The 24379-nt window shown below is 54.2% G+C and carries 10 protein-coding genes; 7 read left to right on the forward strand and 3 right to left on the reverse strand.

Annotated elements, in window-relative coordinates; translation table 11 throughout:
* Window positions 1-8: 8 nt before the first annotated feature.
* On the forward strand, window positions 9-2192 hold the full coding sequence (locus JNK62_02600; protein ID MBL8158395.1) for an O-antigen ligase family protein: 2184 nt from the start codon (window positions 9-11) through the stop codon (window positions 2190-2192).
* A gap of 1073 nt (window positions 2193-3265) precedes the next feature.
* Window positions 3266-5806, forward strand: a complete 2541-nt coding sequence (gene secA, locus JNK62_02605) for a preprotein translocase subunit SecA (GenBank protein ID MBL8158396.1) — start codon at window positions 3266-3268, stop codon at window positions 5804-5806.
* On the opposite strand, the gene JNK62_02610 is transcribed toward secA, so the two are convergent.
* A complete protein-coding gene (locus JNK62_02610; GenBank protein MBL8158397.1) occupies window positions 5807-7102 on the reverse strand; it encodes a hypothetical protein in 1296 nt (431 codons plus the stop codon). It lies immediately after the preceding gene.
* A gap of 1069 nt (window positions 7103-8171) precedes the next feature.
* Here JNK62_02610 and JNK62_02615 point away from each other — a divergent pair.
* Entirely contained in the window at window positions 8172-8816 is a 645-nt protein-coding gene (locus tag JNK62_02615; protein MBL8158398.1) for a transposase, read from the forward strand.
* A gap of 453 nt (window positions 8817-9269) precedes the next feature.
* Here JNK62_02615 and JNK62_02620 read toward each other — a convergent pair whose 3' ends face one another.
* Complete coding sequence (locus JNK62_02620; protein MBL8158399.1) at window positions 9270-9839, reverse strand: helix-turn-helix transcriptional regulator; 570 nt, start codon at window positions 9837-9839, stop codon at window positions 9270-9272.
* Between the two features lie 136 nt (window positions 9840-9975).
* Complete coding sequence (locus JNK62_02625) at window positions 9976-19275, reverse strand: hypothetical protein (protein ID MBL8158400.1); 9300 nt, start codon at window positions 19273-19275, stop codon at window positions 9976-9978.
* Window positions 19276-19837: 562 nt separating this feature from the next.
* Between JNK62_02625 and gatB the strand changes: the two genes are divergently transcribed.
* The 4 genes from gatB (at window position 19838) to JNK62_02645 (ending at window position 24039) form a co-directional block, all read left to right on the forward strand.
* Window positions 19838-21274 carry an Asp-tRNA(Asn)/Glu-tRNA(Gln) amidotransferase subunit GatB gene (gatB, locus tag JNK62_02630; GenBank protein ID MBL8158401.1) on the forward strand — a complete coding sequence of 479 codons (1437 nt, stop codon included), beginning with the start codon at window positions 19838-19840 and terminating at the stop codon, window positions 21272-21274.
* Between the two features lie 86 nt (window positions 21275-21360).
* The gene (locus JNK62_02635) at window positions 21361-22455 is read left to right on the forward strand and encodes a helix-turn-helix domain-containing protein (protein MBL8158402.1); all 1095 of its coding nucleotides are present in this window, start codon (window positions 21361-21363) and stop codon (window positions 22453-22455) included.
* 119 nt (window positions 22456-22574) lie between these two features.
* On the forward strand, window positions 22575-23273 hold the full coding sequence (locus JNK62_02640) for a helix-turn-helix domain-containing protein (protein ID MBL8158403.1): 699 nt from the start codon (window positions 22575-22577) through the stop codon (window positions 23271-23273).
* A gap of 169 nt (window positions 23274-23442) precedes the next feature.
* Entirely contained in the window at window positions 23443-24039 is a 597-nt protein-coding gene (locus tag JNK62_02645; protein MBL8158404.1) for a hypothetical protein, read from the forward strand.
* Window positions 24040-24379 lie beyond the last annotated feature (340 nt).

Below are 24379 nucleotides of genomic sequence, written 5' to 3' on the forward strand. Positions count from 1 at the left end.
ATCTTCCTATGGCGCTGGAGAAATTCCTTCGCGGCGTAGCTCTGACGGGAGTATTCGCGCTCCCGTTCGTCGTGTTGTACGTCGCGAATTCCATGTTCTTCCCGTTCATTACGGGGAAGAACTTCGCATTCCGCATCATTACCGAGATCGTCTTCGGCGCGTGGCTTGCGCTCGCCTTCATCCGATCCGAATACCGACCGCGTAATTCGTGGCTCCTCTGGGCATTCGCGGCATTCGTCGCAGTAATTGGTATCGCTGATATCTTCGGCGTCTACCCAATGAAGAGTATCTGGAGCAACTACGAGCGCATGGATGGCTGGGTGACCCTGGTGCACCTCTTTGCCTACTTCGTCGCAGCAACCTCGATCCTCAATACGGAGAAACTCTGGCGGGCATGGTGGCACACCTCGCTCGCAGTATCCGTCGTCGTGGCGTTCATCGGTATCTTCCAATTCATGGGTTTTGTCGGCATCAATCAGGGCTCGACCCGTTTGGATGCTCGCCTCGGCAACGCAACCTACGCGGCCGTCTACATGCTCTTCCATGTCTTTATCGCGGCGCTCTTTATGGCGCGGCTGTGGGCAGAGAAGGCGAAGGATAAGGGCTTCTACACCTGGCTCTACGCTTCGATAATTGCCGTCGATTCGTTCGTGCTCTTCTTCTCGGGTACACGCGGTGCCATCCTCGGCATCTTGGGCGGTGCAATGCTTTCCGCACTCATCCTTATCGTACTTGCGCCGCGTTCGCGTGTCGCATGGCGTGCGGGAACGGCGATCGGCATCTTCCTCGTCGTCGCGGGCGGTTTCTGGCTCGTGAAGGACCAGGCGTGGGTCCAGAAGATCGAGCCCTTGCACCGTATCGCCACCTTGAATAACGACGGCATCACCATCGCGCGCGTCCTTAACGCGCAGATGGCGTGGGAAGGCTTCAAGGAGCGCCCGATCCTGGGGTGGGGCCAAGAGAACTACGCGGTTGTCTTCGATAAGAATTATCTTCCAGCAATGTATGCGCAGGAGCAGTGGTTTGATCGTACGCACAACATCGTGATGGACTGGCTCATCGCCGGCGGCATCTTGGGTCTCTTGGGCTATCTCTCGCTCTATCTTTTCTCGCTTCTCATGGTCTGGCGATCAGGTGCGTTTGCGCCGTATGAAAAGGCGCTCCTCACCGGTTTCTTTGCGGCGTATTTCTTCTATCTCGTATTCACGTTCGATAATCTCCTCAGCTATCTTCTCTTCGCATCGATGCTTGCGTATATCACCGTGCGAGCGCAATCGGTGCAGCCACGAGAACGCATCGCGGGGCCAGTTGATCCGAAGTATCTTCCGATCGTGGCGGTTGTCGTGCTTATCGGTACGTGGGGCATCGGCTGGTATGCAAATGCAAGCATGATCAGTGCGAATAGAACGCTCATCCAGGCGATGATGCCACAGCCGCAAGGCGCTGAACGCAACCTGCAGCTCTTCCAGGAGGCGCTCGCGAAGCCGCGCGCCGGGCATCAGGAGATTCGTGAACAGCTCGCCCAAGCGGCAATGAGTGCGGTCGGTACCGAAGGTATCAGCAACGACGTGAAGCAGCGTTTCCTTCAGCTGGCGGTCAGCGAACTCGAAAAGCAGATGCAAGAGGCTCCGCTTGCGGCGCGACCGCCGTTCTTCCTCGGCGTCCTTCTTAATCGCGTTGGTGCATATCCGGAGGCAAAGATCGCGCTCGAGAAAGCACAGGCGCTCTCGCCGCAGAAGCAGGGAATCATGTTCGAGCTTGGATTGAATGCGGAGGCGCGGGGCGCAAAGGACGAGGCGCTCGCGATCTTCAAGAAAGCATACGATCTCGCACCTGCGTCGCATGAGGCAAGCATCAATTACGCAACGGCGCTTCTTCGTGCCGGAAAGGATGCCGAAGCTGATGAGGTATTGAAGCCCATTATCGAGAAGGGGGAGACGAACGATCAGCGCATCGCGGCGGCGTATGCAGGGCGAAATCGTTTCGATACGATCGTCGAGATCTGGACTCGATATGTAGAAGTGAATCCCACGGTTCCTGATGCGCGATTCGTACTTGCCGGCGCATACTACTCTGCGGGCAATAAAGAGAAAGCGATCGAAGTTTTGGAGGAAACGAAGCGCGCCATTCCGTCTGCTGCAGCGCAGGCCGATGGTCTCATTCAGCAGATTCGCACGGGGAATACTCAGTAGCGCTTGCGTGAATGTGCCTCAGGATTACAATAGTGGAGTGAGTGTCACAAAGTGTGATGCCTTCAAGATCGAAAGTCCGCAGATCCCGCCTTCGGCGGGGTTTTGCGTTCCTGTACCGCACCCGAGCATTGCTCGGGTTCATTCGTACAGGAACGGAAAACCGGTCGGAGCGGGGTACCCGCATCTGGCGGGTCGCGAGACGGGCCCGCGAGCGCTTAGTATTTTGGAGCATGGCGAACAAAATACTTAGCGACACGTGGGTTTTGCGTTATAGGGGATTGCGTTCAATGCGAATAGTTCTACACTTGGGAGAGATAAAGGACCCACAACGCAGGGCGGCGGCACTCACATTTGACTTTCACTTTTGGAGCTCGCACCCGTCCTGCGCTGTGGGTCTTTTTTGTTTGGGTGCTCTGTTTGTTGCGTAGAGGTGAATGCGAGCTCCAAAAGCGAAGGGGGTCGGGGAAACTGTAGTTTCCCCGTGGAGGAGATATTTAAGAACCGCAGGTTCTTAACGCGTAGCGTTTTGCGTGCTCGCACCCGTCCTGCGCTGTGGGTCTTTTCTCTTTTGAGAAAAGACATGCTGGACGGGTGCGAGCTTTGCTGCGCTGTCTGCGCTGTGGGTCTTTTTTGTTGAAAGAAAAAACTTCTTCGAAAAAACTTTCAGCCCATTCTTTTTATCGTTACAAAAATATTTTTATACAAACTTTTTTAATCTTTTATTACTTATAAAAAATAAAAGTTATCCACAGAAAAAAATAAAAATGCATGCAATAAAAATAGCGAGTGCAATAATTCAGAAAACGCATCTGCGATTTTCAATAAGAGCTGATGCGGGTCGAAAGAAAATATTTTACTCCCTAGGGAAAAAGTAAAAAATACTATGGCAAAGAAAAAGAAGGCAAAGAAGGCAAAGAAGGCAAAGCGCCAGTAGTCATTCGCGGCTACGCCGCGACGACCTGGTCTGAGCAATCTTGCTTGAGCCGACAATCCCTCCCTCCGGAGGGATTGTCTTTGTATAAGCCTGCATATGGGTGCATCGAGGGGTATTTTGAGTTACTATGTCGCGACGTATGTCATTCCTCAATCGATGGTTCGGGGACGGCTCAGGATCGGCTTTGCGCAAAGCGGAGCCTATCGTGGCTAAGGTAAATGCCCTCGAGGAAAGCTTTATGGCGCTCAATGACGACGCCCTGAAGGCTAAAACGGCGGAATTCAAGGCTCGTATCGCCTCAGGGGAAAGCTTGGACGACCTTATGCCGGAAGCTTTCGCGGCCGTACGTGAGGCATCCCGCCGCACGCTCGGCCAGCGTCATTTCGATGTGCAGCTCATCGGCGGCGCAGTCCTCCATCAGGGCGGTATTTCCGAGATGCGCACCGGTGAAGGTAAGACCCTTGTGGCGACGCTGCCGGCATACCTCAATGCACTCATGGGCAAAGGCGTGCACGTGGTCACCGTCAACGACTACCTCTCGCGCCGCGACGCGGTCTGGATGGGGCAGGTGTACTGGGCGCTCGGCATGACGACCGGCATCATCAATCACGAGGCGTCCTATCTTTACGACCCGACGATCGTGCCGGAGGAAGAGAAGAAAGAAGATGAGAAAGTGCAGGACGAACAGGGAAGTTTCAAGGTCGTGCACGAATTCATGCGCAAAGTATCGCGCGAAGAGGCGTATGCGGCGGATATCACCTACGGCACCAACAATGAGTACGGATTCGATTACCTGCGCGACAACCTTGAGTACGACCCTGCAAAGATCCGTCAGAAGAACCACTACTTTGCGATTGTGGACGAGATCGACTCGATTCTTATCGATGAGGCGCGCACGCCACTCATAATCTCTGCGCCGACCGCCGATGCGGAGGGTCTCTACACGAAGTTCGCCAAGATCGCGGAAATGATGATCGAGGACGAGGATTACACTATCGAGCACAAGCATCGCGCGATCGTCATGACTGACGCCGGTATCGAGAAGGCGGAGAAGATGCTCGAGATCGGCTCTATCTATACCGACGCGGGTATCAAATACGTGCACCATCTGGAAACGGCGGTGCGTGCAAAGGCGCTGTATCATCGTGATAAGGAATACGTCGTGCGTGGCGGCGAAGTCGTCATCGTCGATGAATTCACCGGCCGTATGCAGCCGGGCCGTCGCTGGAGCGAGGGTTTGCATCAGGCGATCGAAGCGAAGGAAGGCGTGGCTATCCAGAAGGAATCGCGCACATTCGCATCCATCACGTTCCAGAATTACTTCCGTCTCTACGAGAAGCTCGGCGGCATGACCGGTACGGCGGCAACCTCTTCAGAGGAGTTCTTCAAAGTGTACGGCCTCACGTCGGTCGCTATCCCGACGAACAATCCGCCACAGCGTATCGACCACGAGGATTTCATGCTCCAGACGGAGAACGGCAAATTCCGCGCTATCGCAAAGAAGGTGAAGGAGTTGCATGAGAAGGGGCAGCCGGTACTTGTGGGCACTGTCTCTGTCGAGAAGAACGAGTTGCTTAGTACCTATTTCAAACAGGAAGGTATTCCGCACGAGGTCCTCAATGCGAAGAACCACGAACGCGAAGGCGAGATCGTAGCGCAGGCAGGCAAGAAGGGTGCGGTCGTTATCGCCACCAACATGGCGGGTCGCGGCGTCGACATCAAGCTCGGCGGAAATCCGGCAACGCAGGAAGAATACGATGCGGTGAAGAACGCGGGAGGTCTTTTTGTCATCGGTACCGAGCGCCACGAAGCACGCCGCATCGACAACCAGTTGCGCGGCCGTGCAGGCCGTCAGGGCGATCCGGGTGAGACGCAGTTCTATGTTTCCCTCGAAGATTCGCTGATGAAGATCTTCGCCTCTGATGTCATCAAGCGCGTCATGGGAACCTTCAAGATTCCGGAAGACGAGCCGATCTTCAATAGCATGATCACGCGCTCACTCGAGAAGGCGCAGACGCGCATCGAGGAAATGAACTTCGATTCACGTAAGCACGTTCTTGCCTACGACGATGTCTTGAATATCCAGCGTAAGAGTATCTACGGTCGCCGCCGTGCGGTACTCACGGGAGGGAATGAGGCAGTGGACAAGGAATTGGAAGATGTGACTGGCATGCTTCTTGAGGAAAGTGAGCGCGATGCGTGGACCAAGGCAGTGGAGAGCCTTAAGGCGAAGCATGGCGAAGCGTTCTATCCAGCAGTCCGACGCCTCCTCCTCCAGACCGTCGATCTTCTCTGGGTCGAGCACCTTGAAGCGATGGAATACCTCCGCTCTTCGGTGAATTTGCGTGCGTATGGCCAGCGCGACCCTCTCGTCGAGTACAAGAAGGAGGGCCTACGCCTCTTCCAAGGCCTTGAAGCCTCTTTTGCATCGCATGTCGCCTCGAATCTGCCGAATCTCTTCGATCAGCGCCCGGCACAGGTCGCGCCGATGCGTCAGCAGGAAAGTGCCGCAGTCGCACGCGCCGCACAGGCCCTTACGGCCTCAAATGGTGCCTCAGGAGCTAAGAAATACGGCCGCAACGATAAGGTAACCATTACCGACGGCACAACCACTGAGGAAATGAAATACAAGAAGGCCGAACCGCTCCTCATGAGCGGGAAGTGGAGGATCGTGAAGTAGCTATTTCTCCTGGAAGGTCGGCAGGATGCGCACGGTCACTTGTCTCGAGTGCGTATCGCCGCGTGCGTCGCGGCAGGAAAGCGTGTACTTCGTCTCGCCGGTGATCGGGCGTGATGTCTCGCCGCCGACAGGGGAGGTCAATCCGTTCCAGCTATCGCTGTTGGTTCCGGTGACGGTGCAGGAGACGACGCCGGTCGCGCTCCAGTTTACTTTCGTGGAGTTGTTCTGGCGTACGAGTGATGGGATCGCGCGCAGAGTCAGGTCAATGGGTGCAGGGCCGACCGCTCCGCCATTGCCGCCGCCCGGGACACCATCATCGTCTTCGTTGAGACCGACGGTCTCTGTTCCTCCGGAGCAGGTGAAATTCACGCTCGCCCAGGTAGATGTGAGGCCGCTTTCGTCCTGTGTGAGGACTTTCACGGTCTTTGCGCCTGCAGTACCGAATGAGCGCGATGCGGTGACGGCCGTACCTGAATTGACGAAGCCTGAAGCAGGGACGTATTCATCTATCGTGCCGTTGTTGTTCCAGTCGATCGCGTAGCGGATCTTGTCGCCATCAGGATCGGTGGCGTTCATGGAGATGGTGTACGGCGTACCGGCCACACATGCGCCGCCGCTGGCGGTGACATTAGGTGCAGCTGGCGGGTTGCCGACCGCATCCACGACCGTGATCGGGCATGAGATCGTCCGCACCGGAACGGGAAGCGTGTAGACGTTCGCCGTCGGCTTCGCGAACTGGCAGGATTTGAATTGTCTCTGCGAAGATATGTCGTCTCGGCAATCGTTGCCGGAAACTGTGTAGGTACGCATCGGGGAATTGCTGCCGAGGCAGTCATCCGTACTTCCGGCGACTTCGTTGTTCGTAACGACGGTTCGTCCATAGAATTGACCGCTCGTGGCGCCGAAATTAAAGACCACGGTGTTGCTGCCGATTTCCGTTGGGGTGCACTTCATGACGCCATCGCTGAGCGAGCTGCATCCAAGGTTACTCTGGCCGGTGATCGATTTGCTTGGCGGTGCGACCGAAAGCGGGACATACATCTTTCCGTTTACCTGGTCTTTCGCGAGGCATTGATGCGGCGAGCCGGCAGGTGGGCCTGCGTTTGCGATCCAATCGCCATACGGTGTGTCGTTGGAATATCCGACGCCGTTCCACGAGATGTCCGTATAGTGATGAGGGACGAATTCGAAGGAAAGCCTGTCTCCCTTAGTGACGGTGCTACCGCATGCTATCTGGGTCCCCTTGGTCTCATTCACTACGCGGACGTTGTATTCGATAGATACGTTCCTGCTCATGAGACGTGTGGCCGTACACGGGCCGCCGTATTTATTGACATACGTCTTACTCTTTTCTGATCCACCCGGACCCCAGCTAGGCATACAGATCTTTGTTGTAGATGTATTTGTCCAGATAGCACTCTCCGCATGCACAGTAGTAATGGTGAAGAACGAAAGCAAAACAATCGCACAGGCCCCAATAATGCGACGTGAGATGGTCATATGTAGTTAAGTATCGTCGAAAAAGTGCTGAAAACCGAGGGGGCACTGTGAATAGCAAAGCGTAAATAAGTGAACACAAAACCGGTACCAGCAATAAGAAGGATGGCAGCGCATGATTCCGCGCTGGTCATGCGTCTCAGAGAGGCGTCACGAGCACGTCGAGCCGAACTATGGGTATGCAGGGCATGAGGGGTCACTCGAGAGCGGGAGGGGCAATAAAGCCATCGGTCCCACGACGCTCTGTTTGGAGCCATTCAGCCAGTTTCCGATAGAATCATGCATCTTTTATGCGTCGGTGTAGTTACAAACGCCTGCGGGGAGCTCATATCCACATGCCAGCCATAGAATCTTCTCACGCCTTGTAATAAAACTCTTCTCTGAAGAGCCGAGTGATGTAGTTAGGAGAAAGTCCAACTTGAATTGCCGCTCCCTTAGTCGAGTGGCACTCTGTCTCCTTGGAAGTAATCATAAAAAACGCAAGAGAATCCAGAAAATGCCAACGTTCCTCGTTAATACTCACTATTGTATATATCGACCTCCTAGTTTGGTATTCCAATAACCTTAATGGCTTTCAAATTCGAGATATCGGCACCGAGATACGAAACATATTGATATCTCGTTCAATATCGGATTAATCTCGGATTGATCTAAAGCCGCAATTAATGCCGCTATGGAAAACGAGTGAGTAAGCGGCATCGCGACTATCAAAGACGAGTTTCTATGCATTCTATTGAGTGAGTGCGACGTTCATTTCATAATTTGACGTCAACTATAAAACGTTGTGCATGTAGATACTGGACGTATCCGGCTTACTGAGAGGGGATATGGACGTCTGACGTCCATATTTCTTGTTATCATGTATCGCATGGAATTCTTTCACGTGGTGAATCGCGGAATCGATAATCGGATGATCGTTCTTGATGATAAGGATCGCATGCGATTCGTGCATTCGCTTTTCGAATTGAATGATCAGATGCTTGCTGATCCGAATCATCGTCTGCGCGATTTTGATCCGATGCGTAAGCGGGAAACATTGGTCGCGATCCATGCATGGTGCCTCATGCCGAATCATTATCATCTTCTTCTTACTGAATCCATTGAAGGTGGGATCTCGCTTTTCTTGAAGAAGCTCAACATGGGCTATGCAAAATATTTCAATCAGAAGTATGAGCGCAGCGGGGCTCTGTGGCAGGGGAAGGCAAAAAAGTTGCGTATCAAGAAGGATGAGAACTTCCACCTCATGCCGAAGTACATCCATCTGAACCCGTTGGACCTCTCGTTTCCGAATTGGCGCAAGGGTAATCTGAAAGACCCCGATCATGCGCTTGACAGGCTTCGCACGTATCGGTGGAGCAGTCACCTCGACTACGTGGGGGAGAGTAATTTTCCCTCCCTTATCCGCATGGGAATCGTCAGGGATTCGGTAGGGGATCGCTACGCTTACGAGAAAGGATTGAAGGAAATCACGGAAGATGCTGAATTGGCGCAACATAGTGCCATTTTGGAGTAATTTCGGTTCATTTTTTGAGTAGGTTTTATAGGTGTTATTTCAATTTTGACGAAAAAAGCTATGGACATCGACAGTCCATATATGGACATCCGATATCCATACCGGCGTCATTATTTGATCAAATGGACACTCCTCAATGCGTCTGCGTGCATAGCTTCAAAAATTAGACATTCCGCTTTGAAAATTGCGAAATCAGGTTTGTATCTGAATATTTTAGGGAAAAAATCGAGCAAAACAGGCCTTTAACGATGATACGCCTGCTGTTTTGTGCATGATAGTGCGCCATGCAACGAAGAAGGTGGGGCTGAGATTTCGTCGGTGATCAGAGGCAGCTGTTTCCCTCACAAAAGCCGTGCCGGCATGCATTTAGGGTAGTCGTACCAGACCACATTTTGATCTCGATTCGCGCGGCCAATGACTCGCAGCAGGTGAGGAATTGGGCCTCTTTTGGCGTTAGTGAGCCAGGGTATAACGCGTCGATCGGCCCTTACCGGTGCGGAAGAGTTTGCCGCGAGAGATGAGTATCCTTGCATACCGTGATGCGGTGGAATCGGAGACTGCTAGGAGTTTCTGAATGCCGTCGTTCGTGATGTGCGTATGCGAAGCAAGATGACTCAGAATCTTCTCCAGATCATTCTCGCGCTTACGGGTACGATGTTCCAGAGATTTAAGTCGACCCGCACTTCCTTGAAATCTTTTCTCAACAACTGCGTGAGATTGATCGGCGGGTGTATCACTTCCAGAATTATGCGCGGTAGTAGTTCCGGAATCTGAGGAAGTCTTCGTGCTATTTGATTCAACTGCAGACACGTGGGTGGTATCAGCGCTGGTTTCCGTTTTCCTAGCTGCATCAGCAGGCACTTCATCGCTATTGGTTGGAGAAGTATTTGATACGGATATTGGAGTCTCAATATCGACCGGCAGGGCGCTCGTTGGTACGGGAGTAGTCACGTGGTCTTGAACGCGCTGTTCGGAGGCTACTTGAAGTTCAGTAGGTTCAGGAGTTGGGGTTGGGTCTGTCATACCGTAATCGGGTCAGTCTAAAAGCGTAATCGGGTCATTTGTATACAAATGACCCGATTAGCTACGCCGAGATTTAGTCCCGAGACACGCATTTTCAATGCTTTCTCGGTTATATCGCGGCGTGAGAGGGCAGCGTTCATACTTCTTCTGGTGATGGTTCCGGAGTGGATTCTGGCTCAGGATTTTCATCATTCGGCGGTGTTTCAGACTCTTCGGGAGCATCTTCTGGTGCCTCGGTCTCAGGTGAATCCTCTGGTTCCGGAGCGGGTTCCTCACTTCCAGTCTCTTCAGGTGGTGTCTCTGATTGGGGTTCATCAGGTGGCTCTTCCGGTGTTGATGCCGGGGTCGCACCGCTTTGGTTCAGCAGCTGCTGAAGCTCTGCCTTCGTCACGCAAAGATCTTCAAGGCAGAGTTTGTTTGCGTTCACGGTATCCGCATACACGTTCTCCGCACGCAATGTCTTCGTGAATATCTCCGTGATGCCGTTCTGTGCATCCGCGAGCCAATTGGTCATGCGCGCGAAGATGTTTGCAAAGACAGGTGTAGAAGTTGCGGTGCTTGTTGCATTCAGAAGATCTCGCAGTGCATTCTTCTCTTCGATCACGAGTGTGTATTCGTTTTCGACGAAGACTTCAATCTCACCAGAGACTGAGGTTGCCTCAAGTGCGCGTGCAACGGTATACGAAGATGTCGTCGCCTTGGTACCGATACCCGGCACGGATGAGATCGTGAGACGATCGCCGACTGCGATCGGACCGCCTTCCATGTTCACTTTAAGTGGTACGCGTCCCTTAAGAGCGACGGCACGACCGTCCTTGATCTCCTGGCCGAGCAAGAGGCCTGGCTTGGTAGATAGGACTCCCAATCCTTCTTCGCCGTGCTTCGCGCGGCGGATCGTGGAGGTGGAGTTCTCAAGGAGGGAGACGATCTCTCCTGTGAGGAGAGTTGAATCGATGGCGCGGTAGTTTTCGGCAAGGTCGATGTCGCTGATGGTCGCGGTGGTTGCGTAGATGGTGCCGGCGGTGGTGCCACAAGAGCCGGTGCTGCGCACACAGAGAGAACCTTGGACGGAGAGAGTGGAGACTGGGGTGGTGGTGCCGACTCCCACATTGCCACTCTGGGTAAGGCTCATGATCTCGTTTGCAGTATCACTGAAGAATCTCAAACGATCATCAGATACCAGGTTATCAATGATCCACTTCCTAGCACCGCTCTCGTAGATCTCCATTCCACTGTTAGCAGAACCGTCGAGGCGAACGTATGCGTTCGTGCCGCTTACATGCAACTGGCGAAGCGGTGTAGTGGTTCCTATACCGACGTTGCCAGAGGAGTCGATAAAGAGTCGGGTGCTCGTCGCGCCAGCGGTGTCTGAAGTGAAGAGGCTGAGGCTGCCACCGAAGTTGTTGGAATGGCGTCCTGCATCGATACCGGCAATCTCTTTCTGTGTCGATGGATTGCCATCGGTGTTGAAGAAGGAGAGGCCTGCAGCTGTGCCGTTGGTGGTGTTCTGGCGTCCCCATACCGCGATGCGGTTTTTTGCATTGGTGCCGTTACCAGAGACGGAGAGCATATACGTTGGCGTCGTGGTGCCGATGCCGAGTCGTTGGTTTGTGGTATCCCAGAACAGCGAAGAAGAAGTGCCGATTGAGCCTGTGTCGTTTCCGAAAAGGATGGAACCAGAGCTGATCGAGGTAAGGCCGGTTCCGCCATTCGCAACGCCGAGAGCGGATGTCAGGCTGAGTGATTGTGCGGACAGTGAGCCCGTAACGGATAGTGCACCTGCATTCTGAGCAGAGACCTCTCCCCATTGCAGGGAGACACCGCGCAACATGATGCCTGCGGGCGAGCTCGGGCTCATCAGAATGCGGTATTTCATTGAGGTGCCTGATGGTTGTCCCGAAAGATCCACTGCCGTGTCGCCATACAATGTCGAGCCATCCTCAAGTGTAGAAAGGGCTTGTAGGGTGGTGGTCGACCAGGTGGTGCCTCCATCGCGAGACACGGCTGCGGCGATGTGGGTGTTGAGCGTAAATGCAGCCGTCGAAGTGCCGGCAAAGAAGAATTTTGCTGTGCTCGGTGATGACGATGCGGTAAAGGTGTTTGAGATAAGGCGAGACGCTCCTGTTCCAGAGACGGTAGTGTAGCGGACGATCACAATGCCGTCCGCGCCGGTACCGCCGGTGACTACTGTTGATGCGCCACCGCCCGCGCCTCGTCCGCCGCTTCCCGGCGTTGCTCCGTTGGTTCCGTTGTTATTGCCGCTGCGCGTACCACCGGCACCACCACTGGAATACGTGACCGATGTTCCGGAGATGGTGTTTGCAATACCGGTACCACCAGCACCGCCTGCTTCGACGCCGTTACCCCCGCCAGAACCGCCTGCACCCGCAGCGCCTCCTCCACCTGCGCCTCCACCGCCGCTTCCTCCGGAGCCTGCATTTCCACCGCTGGATCCGACGCCAGGAGAAACTGCCGTCGAAGCTCCTCCTGTTGTAGCTGAGGAGTCATCTCCCGCACCGCCACCACTACCGCCGGGTCTACCGTTGTTGAATGGTTCGGCACCTGCGCCACCGCCACGAGCAGTGAGGCCGAATGCGGTCGTCGTTGCGCCATCGGTATTCGAACCACCGCCGGTGCCGACAGTTATTGCGTAGGATGTCGCAGGCGTGACGTTGAAGGAACTAATAGCAACATATTCGCCGGCTCCACCACCTCCCGAGCCACGCACGCTTGCGGTGGCATTACCACCGCCACCGCCACCGCCGCCAACAACGAGGACTTGTACCGTGCCGACGGCACCGGAATAGAAGGTTCCGTTCGACGTGAATGTGCGGATGCTGTCGCCGCCGGAAGAGGATGAACTGCCGCCGCTCGGAGCGGCGTCGGGTACCAATGCGATCATGCCTGCGCTTGTCGCGATGCCGCTTGAATTTACGAGATCGATTCCTGAATCATCAGCAATCGATGCAGAGCCAAAAGAATCAGCCACGCCGTTGCTAAGGCTGACCCATTTCGCGCTGCTCGATGCGATCTGAAGTGCATTTACGGAAGTATTGATCGCTGTAGTGAGATCACCGGCAACCAGTCCTGATGTGTTTGCCGAAAGAACGCAGGTATTGAGGATCGAGAAGCAACCTCCCGCGAGGTCGATTCCGTTTGAGAAGGTGCTTGTTCCGGAGCCGTTGAGGTATATGGAGTTCGTGCCAACCTTCAATTGACCTTGCACATTGAGGTTCTGATACAGGGTCGAAGTCCCGGCTTGGAAGTTCGCAATACTGCCGATTGAAAATACTGAGCCTGGTGAAGTGGTTCCGATGCCCACGTTGCCGCCGAAATACGCATTTCCTGTGGTCGTTGCGCCACCATTGATGGTGAGTCCTGTCGCCTGGCCGCCTGCACCGATCGTCGACGAAGCATATGCGGTGAGGCCGCCATTGAACTGCGTGAGTGTCGAAGTCGCATTGCCATTAAGAAGGAACGGATACGCGAACGATGAGCCGCTGCTGAGGCATACGCCACCGACCGCATAACAGCCCGAAGTGATGTTCATGCCTACGTTGCTTGTCGAGGTCGCTGAGCCGGAGATGTTGAGGCCGGAGAGGGTGGTAGTGCCGAATCCAGTAGCGGATACAGAGAGGAACTTGGTCGCGGTCGAGCTCGAAGCAATCTCAAACACCGGATTCGTCTGCCCAGCATCACCCTGCAGTGCGAGCTTTGCCCACGGCGTGGTCGTACCGATACCAACCTTATCGGCGTTATCCAACAAGAACGACTGCGTGCCATCATTCGCCCAACCGGCCGCGTTGTTGCCGTTGACGGGTGCGATCATGGCACCGGTGAAGTAGGTGATAGCCGTGTTCCCGCCGTCGACGATTTGGTTTGAGGCGGTCTGTGTGTCGCCGTATACCTCGAAGTAGTCGGTCGTACCGTTTGCTTCGACGATGGTAGTTATCACCACATTCACGGTGCTTGCTTCCGCGGTCTCGCTCGGCAATATTGCGTTCGCAGCTGCAACTCCGTTCTTATAGATCATCGCGAATCCATGATCGTCAGCGCTGAGGGCACCATATTGAAGATTAGCTGTAAGGATGTATTTGCCCGGCACGGTCGGCATGAAGCGGTTGCCGCTAAAGTTGTTATTTGTATCGAAGCTCTCAACGTCCCAGGTGATAAGCGTAGGGCTCGCGCCGACGTTCGTCTGATCAGCGGTTTTGCTCACATGAAATGACGGCCCCGTCGTCGCGGTCGTCACCCCCTGCCACGTCCCGCCGGCGTTCTTGAATTCGATGACACCGCCGTTGTCACGGAAGCCATAGCCGTCCGTACCGGTCGTGGTGCCGAAGTTCGTGTAGCGATCCGTGCCGTTGAAAAGGGTATCGCCGAAGACGGTGAGTTTTGCATTCGGTGTTGAGGTGCCGAGTCCCATATCGCCATTGGAATTGACGAGCAGACGAGTGCTTTTCGCGCGATTATCCGAAAGAGTAAATGATCCATTATTGGCAAATGCGAGCCAATCTCCTGCAGTGCCAGTAGTGTCATTGAGTCTCAAAGACGCATTGTCTCCTTCGATAGCGAGACTTCGCGCGGAACATCCGGTACATGCAACAGGCGTGGTTGTTCCGATGCCGATGTTTCCGTTTGTTGCGATAAACAAGCTCGACGTACCAATCGCCGTATTCGTGCCGCTGAAGTAGGCGACTTGGCCGGTGGTGCCAGTGAGCGAGGCGCTTCCACCACCGACGCACGTGCCGTTTACTGCATAGCAGCCGCTCGTGATGTTCATGCCTACGTTCGAGGTAGAAGTCGCAGAACCGGAAATATTCAAACCAGAAAGAGTGGTGGTGCCGAAACCGGTACCAGATACCGAGAGGAACTTGGTCGCGGTCGAGCTCGAAGCAATCTCAAACACCGGATTCGTCTGCCCAGCATCACCCTGCAGTGCGAGCTTCGCCCACGGCGTGGTCGTGCCGATGCCAACCTTATCCGCATTGTCCAAAAGGAACGACTGCGTACCATCATTTGCCCAGCCTGCGGCGTTGTTGCCGTTCACGGGCGCGATCATGGCGCCTGAGAAGTTGGTGAGAATCGCTGTGCCGTCGACAACCTCCGATCCTGCGGTGGCGTGGCTGACGTAGATTTCAACGTAGTCGGTCGAACCGTTCATGTCGATTATCTCGCTTATGGAGCTAGTGAGGCGTTGTGCGGCAGCGACATCGGGATAGTTATAGACCTGTGCGACTACTGCGCCGTTCTTATAGATCATGATCGATGCGTTCCCCCCGGCATCGATGGTATTCGCCCACCATGCCTGCGCGCGGATGAGGTATTTGCCTGGCACTGTTGGCGTGAATCGATTCGACGCGAAATTGTTGTTAGTGTCGAACGTTTCGGTACTCCAAGTGAGAAGTGTGGCTCCGCCGGCGGCAATCGTCTGATCCGAACCGTTCTTATGCACACTGAACGACGGCCCCGTCGTCGCGGTCGTCACCCCCTGCCACGTCCCGCCGGCGTTCTTGAATTCGATGACACCGCCGTTGTCACGGAAGCCGTAACCGCTTGATCCAGTAGTGGTGCCGAAGTTCGCGTAGCGATCCGTGCCGTTGAAGAGGGTATCGCCGAAGACGGTGAGCGCAGCTATTGGGGTTGTGGTACCGATACCGACGAACCCGTTGGTGCCCGGAGAAAGAATCACATCACCGGTGCCGAAGGTGGTGCCAATAGCGACATTGCCGTTGGTGCCATCGTAGAGCGTGAGGAAGCCGTTCGCGTTTCGAGAGCTATTGTATGCGCGGAGATTTGTGGTGCCACCTGCGCCGATCTCCATGTCGCCCCAAACGTTGAATTTTGCTACGGGAGTTGTTGTGCCCACACCGACGCGGCCGTTCGTGTCTATGAACAAACTCGACGTACCAATCGCCGTATTCGTGCCGCTGAAGTAGGCGAGCTGACCTTGAGTACCTGAGAGCGATGCAGAACCACCGCCGATGCAGGTGCCGTTTATGGCGTAGCAGCCACCGGAAAGATTGATACCGCCCGTCGATGAGAAGGTCGAAGTGGCAGTCGAGAAGTTGATGCCGTTCGTGTTGCCGATAGAGAAAAGTGAGCCCGGTGTCGAGGTGCTAATACCGACATTTCCGTTACCGCGAACGACGAATGTGTTATCGGTCGAGGCGGTGCGGAGGCCGAGGAAGTCATTGCTGGTGCTGCTGTCGAGATCCGTCTCGAACGTGTAGCGATTTGAGCCATCCGATGCGCCGAAGATAAGACGAGCCTCGTCTGCTCCTTCGGTGCCGCCGATCTCGAGCTTGCCGCTCGGAGATGCGACTCCGATACCGACGTTGCTCGCGACATAGAGTGAGCCGGTTGTTGTTGCACCGCCGGAGATGGTGAGGCCACCGGTCTGCGTACCGTCACCAATGGTCGACGATGCATACGCCGTGAGTCCGCCGTTGAAGCCGAGCAGGGTTGAAGTCGCATTCGATGGGAACGGATACGCAAAGTTCTGGTAGTCGGTGCCAGGTGTCGCAACGGAGACGACGCCGTTTGCTGCTTTCAAAACTCCGCTCAAATTGCCTGAGAGAGTGGTCTGGCCGGATACCACCAGCGCACTTGTCGATGCAACACCGTTAGCTTGTGTGAATGCAGTCGAGCCCAAAGCAGCAGTCGGCGCACTCACCGATTCCGTGAACGAGCTGAACGTGAAGGTAGAAGCGGCTCCAAGCTGCTCGATATTGATAGTCGCAGTTCCTACGGTCGAACCTAATGTTCGACGAATGCGGAAGTCAGCCACTTGATTTGTAATACGCACATCAAGAGCAAAATCGTTTCCGACATAGGAACCAGTATCTGAAATCGGGAGCGCCAATTGCCACGCGCCACTTGTCTGTGCATATTTGAGCGGCAACGCATATTGTTTTGAGACCGAGAAGCTCGATGCAGGCACCGTAATGCTTATGTAGAGATTGTGGGCACCATTGGTGATCGTGGTGCTTGCGATACTAATTGTGTCATTGATCGTTGTGGGCACTGCGCGCGTGACGCTGAAGCGCTTCTGAGCAGATGCCGACGTTTCTGAGAAAAGATAGTCTCTTGCAGTCACATTGCCACTTACGGTTGTTGAACCGAAAAAGGCATTTGTCGAAGATGCATAACTTGAGGAGAAGAGCGTCGAGGACGCGTTCGCGAAGGTCTGGAGTGCGGTGAAGGTGTTTGCGCTGTACGTCTTCGGGATTGTCGTCGAGGAGTGGGCTAAGTAGATGGCAGACGTCGTCGAGAAGAAATCACGAGTGGTCTGCCAGTAGTTGGCTGATGTCGTGGAGAATCCGAGACCGAGCGACGACCAGTAATTCGCGCTGGTCGTCGAGAAGCTGTTCGCGAGATAGTAGCTACCTTCAAGGCCATCAAACGTGCCGGTCCAATCACCGGCAGTGGTTGCGATGTAGTCGGTGCCAGGAACCGCCGTCAAAACCGCGCCCGTGCCATTGCCCTTGAGGAGTCCGGTGAGCGTCGTCGAGCCGGTGCCGCCGTTGGGTACGCTGAGCGCCGCACCGAGATTCAGTGAGCCGAAGTATCCGACGGTCGAGGATGCATAGGTGCTCGAGAAGAGCGTGGTCGATGCGTTCGAGAATGTTTGTAAGCCGGTATACGTATTGGCGGTATAGGTCTTCGGGATTGTCGTCGATGAGTGGACGAAGTACGTCGCAGATGTCGTTGAGAAGAAGTTATTGACTGACTTCCAGTAGTCGTTCGAGGTGGTAGAGAAGGCGAGGCCGATCGAGGAGAAGTACGAGGCTGAGGTAGTCGAGAAGAAGTTGCGCTGGTCCTTCCAGGCGTCGGCGCTGGTCGTTGAGAACGCATTGCCTTGATTCTGCGCGAGGAAATACGAGGCAGACGTGGTGGAGAAGAAATCACGCTGCGTCTTCCAATAATCAGCACTCGTCGTCGAGAACGAGGTGTCGGTGAACGTCGGCCATGCCTGACGACAATCTCCTGAGATGCAGAGGGAATTCGTGCTGAGTGCCGTCGTGGATGCGTACGGGAATACGGATGCCGCGGACGAGGTGGCGGTGAAGCGCGGCGCAGTCACGTTGCCATAGCTCGTCATAGCGCCGCGGAAGAGGGAGTTTCCGGCGATTTCGAGGATAGTTCCTACGGTAGTCGTCGCACTGCTACCGATGATGACGACATCCGTCGGGTCCGCAGGGTAGATGGCCAAGTCATCCGTCGTAGAAGCAAAGAAGCTCGCACCACCGCCTCCACCACCGGTGAGGTCGGTGCTCCATGTAAGATTGCCGCTGACCATCTTCAGTACTTGGCCGTTCGAGCCATTGGTAAGCGTCGAGGCGATACCATCGCTTGTCTGCAGAAGGCCGGTGCCAGTACCGAAGCCGAAGGAGCCGCTCACATACATATTAGTAGAGGTGGCATTGGTGCTGGTTGCGTCAGTCACCTCAAGTCCGTCGAAGGCCTGTGTGCCTGAGAAGGTGATCCCCGAGAGCGTGGAGCCGGATATGGAGGCACCGGAGATGGAGCCGCCCGTGAACGTCGAATCAGTGATATCGATATCGTCGAATCCGGCGCCTCCGATGCCGTCGGGGAAGCTGTCGACGATGCTCTCCGCCTGGCGATCGCCCCGGTACTCAGCAAGCTCGATGCGCCCGGTGAGGTAGTTCTCCATCGCATTGAGACGGCTATCCAACAGCTGCTCGGAAAGGCCCGAAGCAAGCACTCCGCCGGAGCCGACCGTCGGTTGGATGTAGTTGGTGATGTTGTTCGTGATCTGGGTTGGGGCAGGTGCCTGAGCAACCGGCTGCGAACCACCGCGAACGTACACAACTGGCATCGGCTGCACGTCGTCACACCAGCCGGTGATGCTGCAGGCGATTGAAGTAATGCTGGTGTAGCTCGCGCGCGCGATCGATTCGATCGGCGAGAAGAAAGATGCAGCAGCAACCTGCTCGGCCGCAGAACCACGAAGCATGTTGGCGATCGGAGTGGAAAGCGCCGTAGTGTTTGCGATGAAAAGGAGAAGTACTGCACAGATGGAAGATATCGTGATGCGCGTGATCAGCATCGTCTGTGCCTTCTCGCGTGCCGCGTGAGCTTTTTCGGATGCACGCAAGATATGCAGCTGACGAGGTGCTACGTGTACAGGGGAGAGCGGCTGGAAGTTCTCATCGCGCACGACGACCGGCTCCGCAACACTCTTAAGCTCGCGTGAGAGGTTTTGGTGCCATGCCTCTTTCTTCGCCTCATGCGCCTTGATAAAGGGGACCAAGGAATCAGCTTCAACGATCCACGTCTTACCCGAGCGTCGTCCACGAAGTTTTCCTTCGCGACAAAGGCGCGATACATAATCCGGCGCGTACCCCAAAACATCTCCGGCTTCGCGTGCCGTCAGGTAGTGAACGCCGTCAATGTACAAGTTATTTTTCACACCGCGAAAGTGACGAAATATGTTGCAACTATAACTTTTTTCGTCAGTCACGCTTACGCGAAAGGGTGTGGATTCTGTGAATAACTGTGCAAAGTATTTTCTGGATCATGTATTCGTGCAGTCGTGTATAAAATCTTTGCATGCACGTGCTGTAGAGCGGAATCCGGAGCTTAGGAAGCAATCTTTGTGAGATCTCGGTAGCGTCTCGGATATTACGTAGTAGCGTCTAACATATACATCTCGATTTAACGAGCTAAATAAATTAACGGTATCTCGTTTAATCTCGGAATATCTCGGATCCAAATCTCGGATGCATCTCGGATTGGCGCTTTCGTCGGTTGTTCTTCAGGCATTTTCATTTGTTGGTGTGGTTTCTCGGACTTTAGGTGTGATCCTTGCGGCCCTTTTTCGTTGAGTCTGTTCTTTTCGGGTGGGACTTGCCATCGATTCGTTCTCGTGGCGTATCATAAACGGCACTGAAATGAACTCAAGAATTCGGTAAAGTCATCCGTACTAGGGAAGGTTCCTGCAAAGGCGGCGATTCCTTATATACTTAAGAACTATGGCCTACACACCGACGATCGGAATGGAAGTACACGCAGAGCTGAAAACCGCGACAAAGATGTTCTGCAATTCGAAGAACGATGCGCATGAGATGCGTCCGAATGTAAACATCTGTCCGGTGTGTCTCGCGCATCCGGGAACGCTTCCCGTCATCAATAAGGAAGCGGTGAAGCATGTGCTTCGTGTGGGCATCGCACTTGGCAGCGAGCTCGCTGATTACACCGAATTCGATCGCAAGAATTATTTCTATCCTGATCTTCCGAAGGGATACCAGATAAGCCAATATGAATTTCCATTGGTTAGCGGCGGTACGCTCGCAGGCGTACAGATTACACGCATACACCTTGAAGAAGACACGGCAAGCTCGGTGCACGACAGCCAAACGGGCGCTACACTCATAGACTTTAACCGCTCCAGCATGCCGCTCATGGAGTTGGTCACCGAGCCGGTTATCCATAGCGCGGAGGAAGCAGGGAAGTTCGGTCGTGAGCTGCAGCTCTTGCTGCGCTATCTCGGTGCATCTGATGCGGATATGGAGCAAGGACAGATGCGTCTCGAAGCGAACATTTCTCTTTCTGATACCGACAAGCTCGGTACGAAAGTGGAAGTAAAAAACATCAATTCATTCCGCGCGATGGAACGCGCAGTTGCATACGAGATCAAGCGCCAGACCGAGCTTCTATCCAAAGGAGAGAAGGTGATACAAGAGACGCGTGGTTGGGATGATGTAAAACAGCAGACGTTCTCGCAGCGCGTAAAAGAAGTCGCCGCTGATTACCGCTACTTCCCGGATCCTGATCTCCCATCACTCAAGCTTTCAGAGATACCGGAATTCTCACGAGAGAATCTCGCACAGACATTGCCTGAATTGCCCGACGCACGCCGAGCACGCTACGCGTCGTGGGGTATTAAGCCTGCAGATGCGGAGCAGTTCGTACAGTATCCGCGCATCGGATCCTTCTTTGATGCGGTGGCAGCCACCAAAACAGGGGATGCAGCTTTCGCACAGCGTGCCGCCAACTATATTGCCAACGACTTAGTGAAGATAATCCGAGATACTGATTCGCGAGATTCAGAATTAAGCGCCGAGATACCGGTTTCTGTAGAGAATTTTGCCAAAATAATCGATCTCATCGGTGCAGGTAAGATATCTTCCCGTGTCGCCAAGGACCTCCTGCTTATGGTTATCGCTGAAAGGCGCGATCCTGAGTCCCTTGCCACAGAGAAGGGGCTCTTCCAGACCAGTTCTGCTGCTGATCTCGGGCCTACGATTGATGCAATTCTCACCGAGCATACATCCGTGGTTGCAGATTACAAGGGAGGAAAGGAAGCGGCACTGCAATTCCTCTTCGGACAGGCAATGAAGGTTCTGAAGGGTGCTGCTGAGCCAGCTACGTTGCGTCAGGCGCTTATTGACGCCATCGCTAAGAAATAACTCGGGTACCCGAGCCTCCGTTGAAACACAAGGGGTTTTCCCCGATGTCTACTCTTGCAAACAGGCGAGAGGAGTATAATAGCTGCATGGCACAGGAGATTAATCTCGGAGGAACGATATACATCTCGTCTAAGCATGCAGCCGAGAAGACCGGCTATACGCAGGACTACATCGGCCAGCTTGCCCGCGGCGGCTCCATCGAGGCGAAGCGTGTATCAGGTATGTGGTACATCCTTGAGGAATCCCTTCGGGCGTATAAGGAGAAAGCAGACCAGTTCGTCCCCACGCCTCCTGAGGGATTCACGAAGTCACCCGAAGCGGAAGTGGCAGTATCATTCGATGGTAAAGACTACATCTCGGCAAACCGAGCAGCGAAGATTACAGGATATAACCAGGACTATATCGGTCAGCTTGCCCGCAGTAATCAGATCCTCTCGCGGCAGGTCGGTAAGCGCTGGTATGTCGATCGAGAATCGCTCCTGAAGCATAAAGAGGAGAAGGACGCGCTTCTTGCTGCGGTACAGGTCGAATCTGTCGGTCTTGCGAAGCCAGAAGACCTCCCGCCGATCCAGGAGCCGGAACCTGCTCCCGTAGAGGAGGTGGTCGTCGAACAGGAGGTAACCCATTTCAGCTACGTTAAGGAAGAGGAAGCGCCTCTTATCCCGGAGTTTGAGACCGAGGAGCCAGAACCCATGCCGGAATTCCCGCGACGCAAAGTAGCTGAACCGGTCTTTCAGGAATATCGTGCCCCCGAGCCCGAACTGGCTAGATTTGAAGCCGTAGAATCGATAGAGGAAGCTCCGGTAGTCGGTGAGGAAATCGCCCCGCAGACGCCACAAGAGCCCGTCATGGAGGAGGTCGTCATCCCGATCCGAGTCACGGACGAAGAGGCGATAGAGGAGGCGTATATCGAGGAGGATGCGCCGGTACGTAAGGCGCGAAAGCCGGTAGGCGCCTTTAATTTCATCGCAATCTCGTCTCTCACGGTAGTTGCTGCTCTCGGGACGCTCGCCTACATCGGAAGCTCGCTTGGATTCCTCGATTTCGGTAGCGTCATGCCGCAGGGAGATGGCTCTCAGAATGCTTCTGCGGCCAATACTGTTGTAGAGAGCAATGCTGACAAGGCAGGAGAGACGATCCGTGGATTCTTCTCGAAAGAGATAACGTATAAGCGTCAGTAATCGTTTTGCGATCAGAGCCGCACCGAGAGGTGCGGCTTTTCTATCCCCACATTTCCGAAGAAAAAAGGAGAAGCCCCGGAAAAGCTAGTAGTATATAGCTAAATCGCTTGCGAGCCTGCATGAAAAACGCAACCGACATAGGTTCGTACATTCCGGCACGTGATGCCGCTCTTCGTGCGCGCCTGCATCCGGATTACATCGCACGCCTCGCGCGTCAGTCGAAGATCAAGGCAAAACGTGTCGGTCGCAAGTGGTATGTCGACGAATCCGCCCTCGAGAAATTCCTGAAAAGCCACTCGGAAGGGAAAGAAGAACGTCGCGAGAAATTGCGCGAGAAGCACAAGAAAGAATATCTTGAGCACGCACAGCCGCTTGCGCGCGTAGACGATACGATCGCGGATAACGTATCTCCACGCACACAGCATGCAGTCGTGACCACGGTGAAGCACGCAAACCTCTGGGCGACTCCGGGCCTCAATGCACATGCGGTGACGTATGCGATGCACCCCGGAATCGACCTCTTCCATCGAGTCGTCGCTCTCGTTACGGCATTCGTTCTCGTCTTCGGCGCTTACGGACTCTTCGATAGGGAATTCGGCGCTGCAGCTGTTGACGCTCTTGCGTATTCTGCAAGCGGTATCGTCGCATTTGCGGCTGTAACTATCGGTTTTTCGCCTGATTGTGCATCGGGAACCCAACGCATGGCGGCCGCAGCGCATCTCGCATTCCAGAATGCGCTCACCTCGATCGATAACGCGATGCCATCGGGACTTCCCGATACGTCACTCACCCCGCTCAGCGCAGCGTGCGCACACTGATATGACCTTCAAATTTCGCGCAAAAATGACTTCAGAGATACGTAACGCATCACACACGTCACTTATCGCATTTGTTATATCTCTCATTTCTTTTGTGGCATTTTGCTCGTTTCCATACGTATCTCATGCGCAACAAGCGAAAATTCCTGCAGCATCAATCACTTCGATAGTGCGTTCGGTCGATACTCCTGGTGCGATCGATGTGAAAGGAAAGGCGCAGCCACGTACGACCATCAATGTCGAGATCATTTCCGATGATGTGGGTCCACTCTTGCGGCAGCAAACGGTCTCGAATGAGGCAGGAGACTGGTATCTCACTATAGGAGATAGCTCATTCAAAGACGGTGCGTATACGTTACGTGCGATCGTGCAGGATCAAGGTGGTCTACTCGGTCCCGTAACCGAAGTACGCGGATATAAGATACAGCCGAAGCCTCTCTTAGATGTAAACGGCTACCAGTTCGGATGGCTCGATGCCTTCATAGGAGCCCTCTTCATACTTTTCCTCGTTGCCGCAGTCGGCAGTTGGTACTACGAGCACCGTCGTCGTATCCATGAAGAGCAGCTTCTTATGGCAGAGCGCGACATCCATAGCATGTCGCATAACCTCATGGAAGAAGTCGAGCGTCTCGACCACCTTATTCGAGACTCGAAGGGTATGGATCCGCATGTTGCAGCCGAAGCAGAGTATTTGCTGAAGAGTCAGCAGAATAAGCTCGAGAAGATGAAGGGGATGCTCGCCATCGAGCCCTCAAAGGCTATATAGCCGAGATGTATCTCAATATCCGAGATAGAGCTTAAATAAAGGATGGAATAATAACTCGGTTTGCCGAGAATACGTAGGATTTACCGCCAAGAAGTCCTTATACAGCAATCTCCATATGGATGAATGTCTGCAACCGCCTGCGATGGGCAGTTTTTATCTTCTCGGAATACTGAGAGCGGCAAACCGATGTCGCAGGGCCGATATCGAACATCCTATAACGAGTTTGTATCGTGTTCACGAGGTATTCATCTTTGTCCACAGTCTCAATACTTTTGAACCCGATATCGTCGGAAAAGCAAGTAAAATACTACTTAAATCGCATTGACGATATGGGACGTCT

This window comes from bacterium (assembly GCA_016789445.1).
Taxonomy (GTDB): Bacteria; Patescibacteriota; Minisyncoccia; order Phycocordibacterales; family UBA2100; genus UBA10103.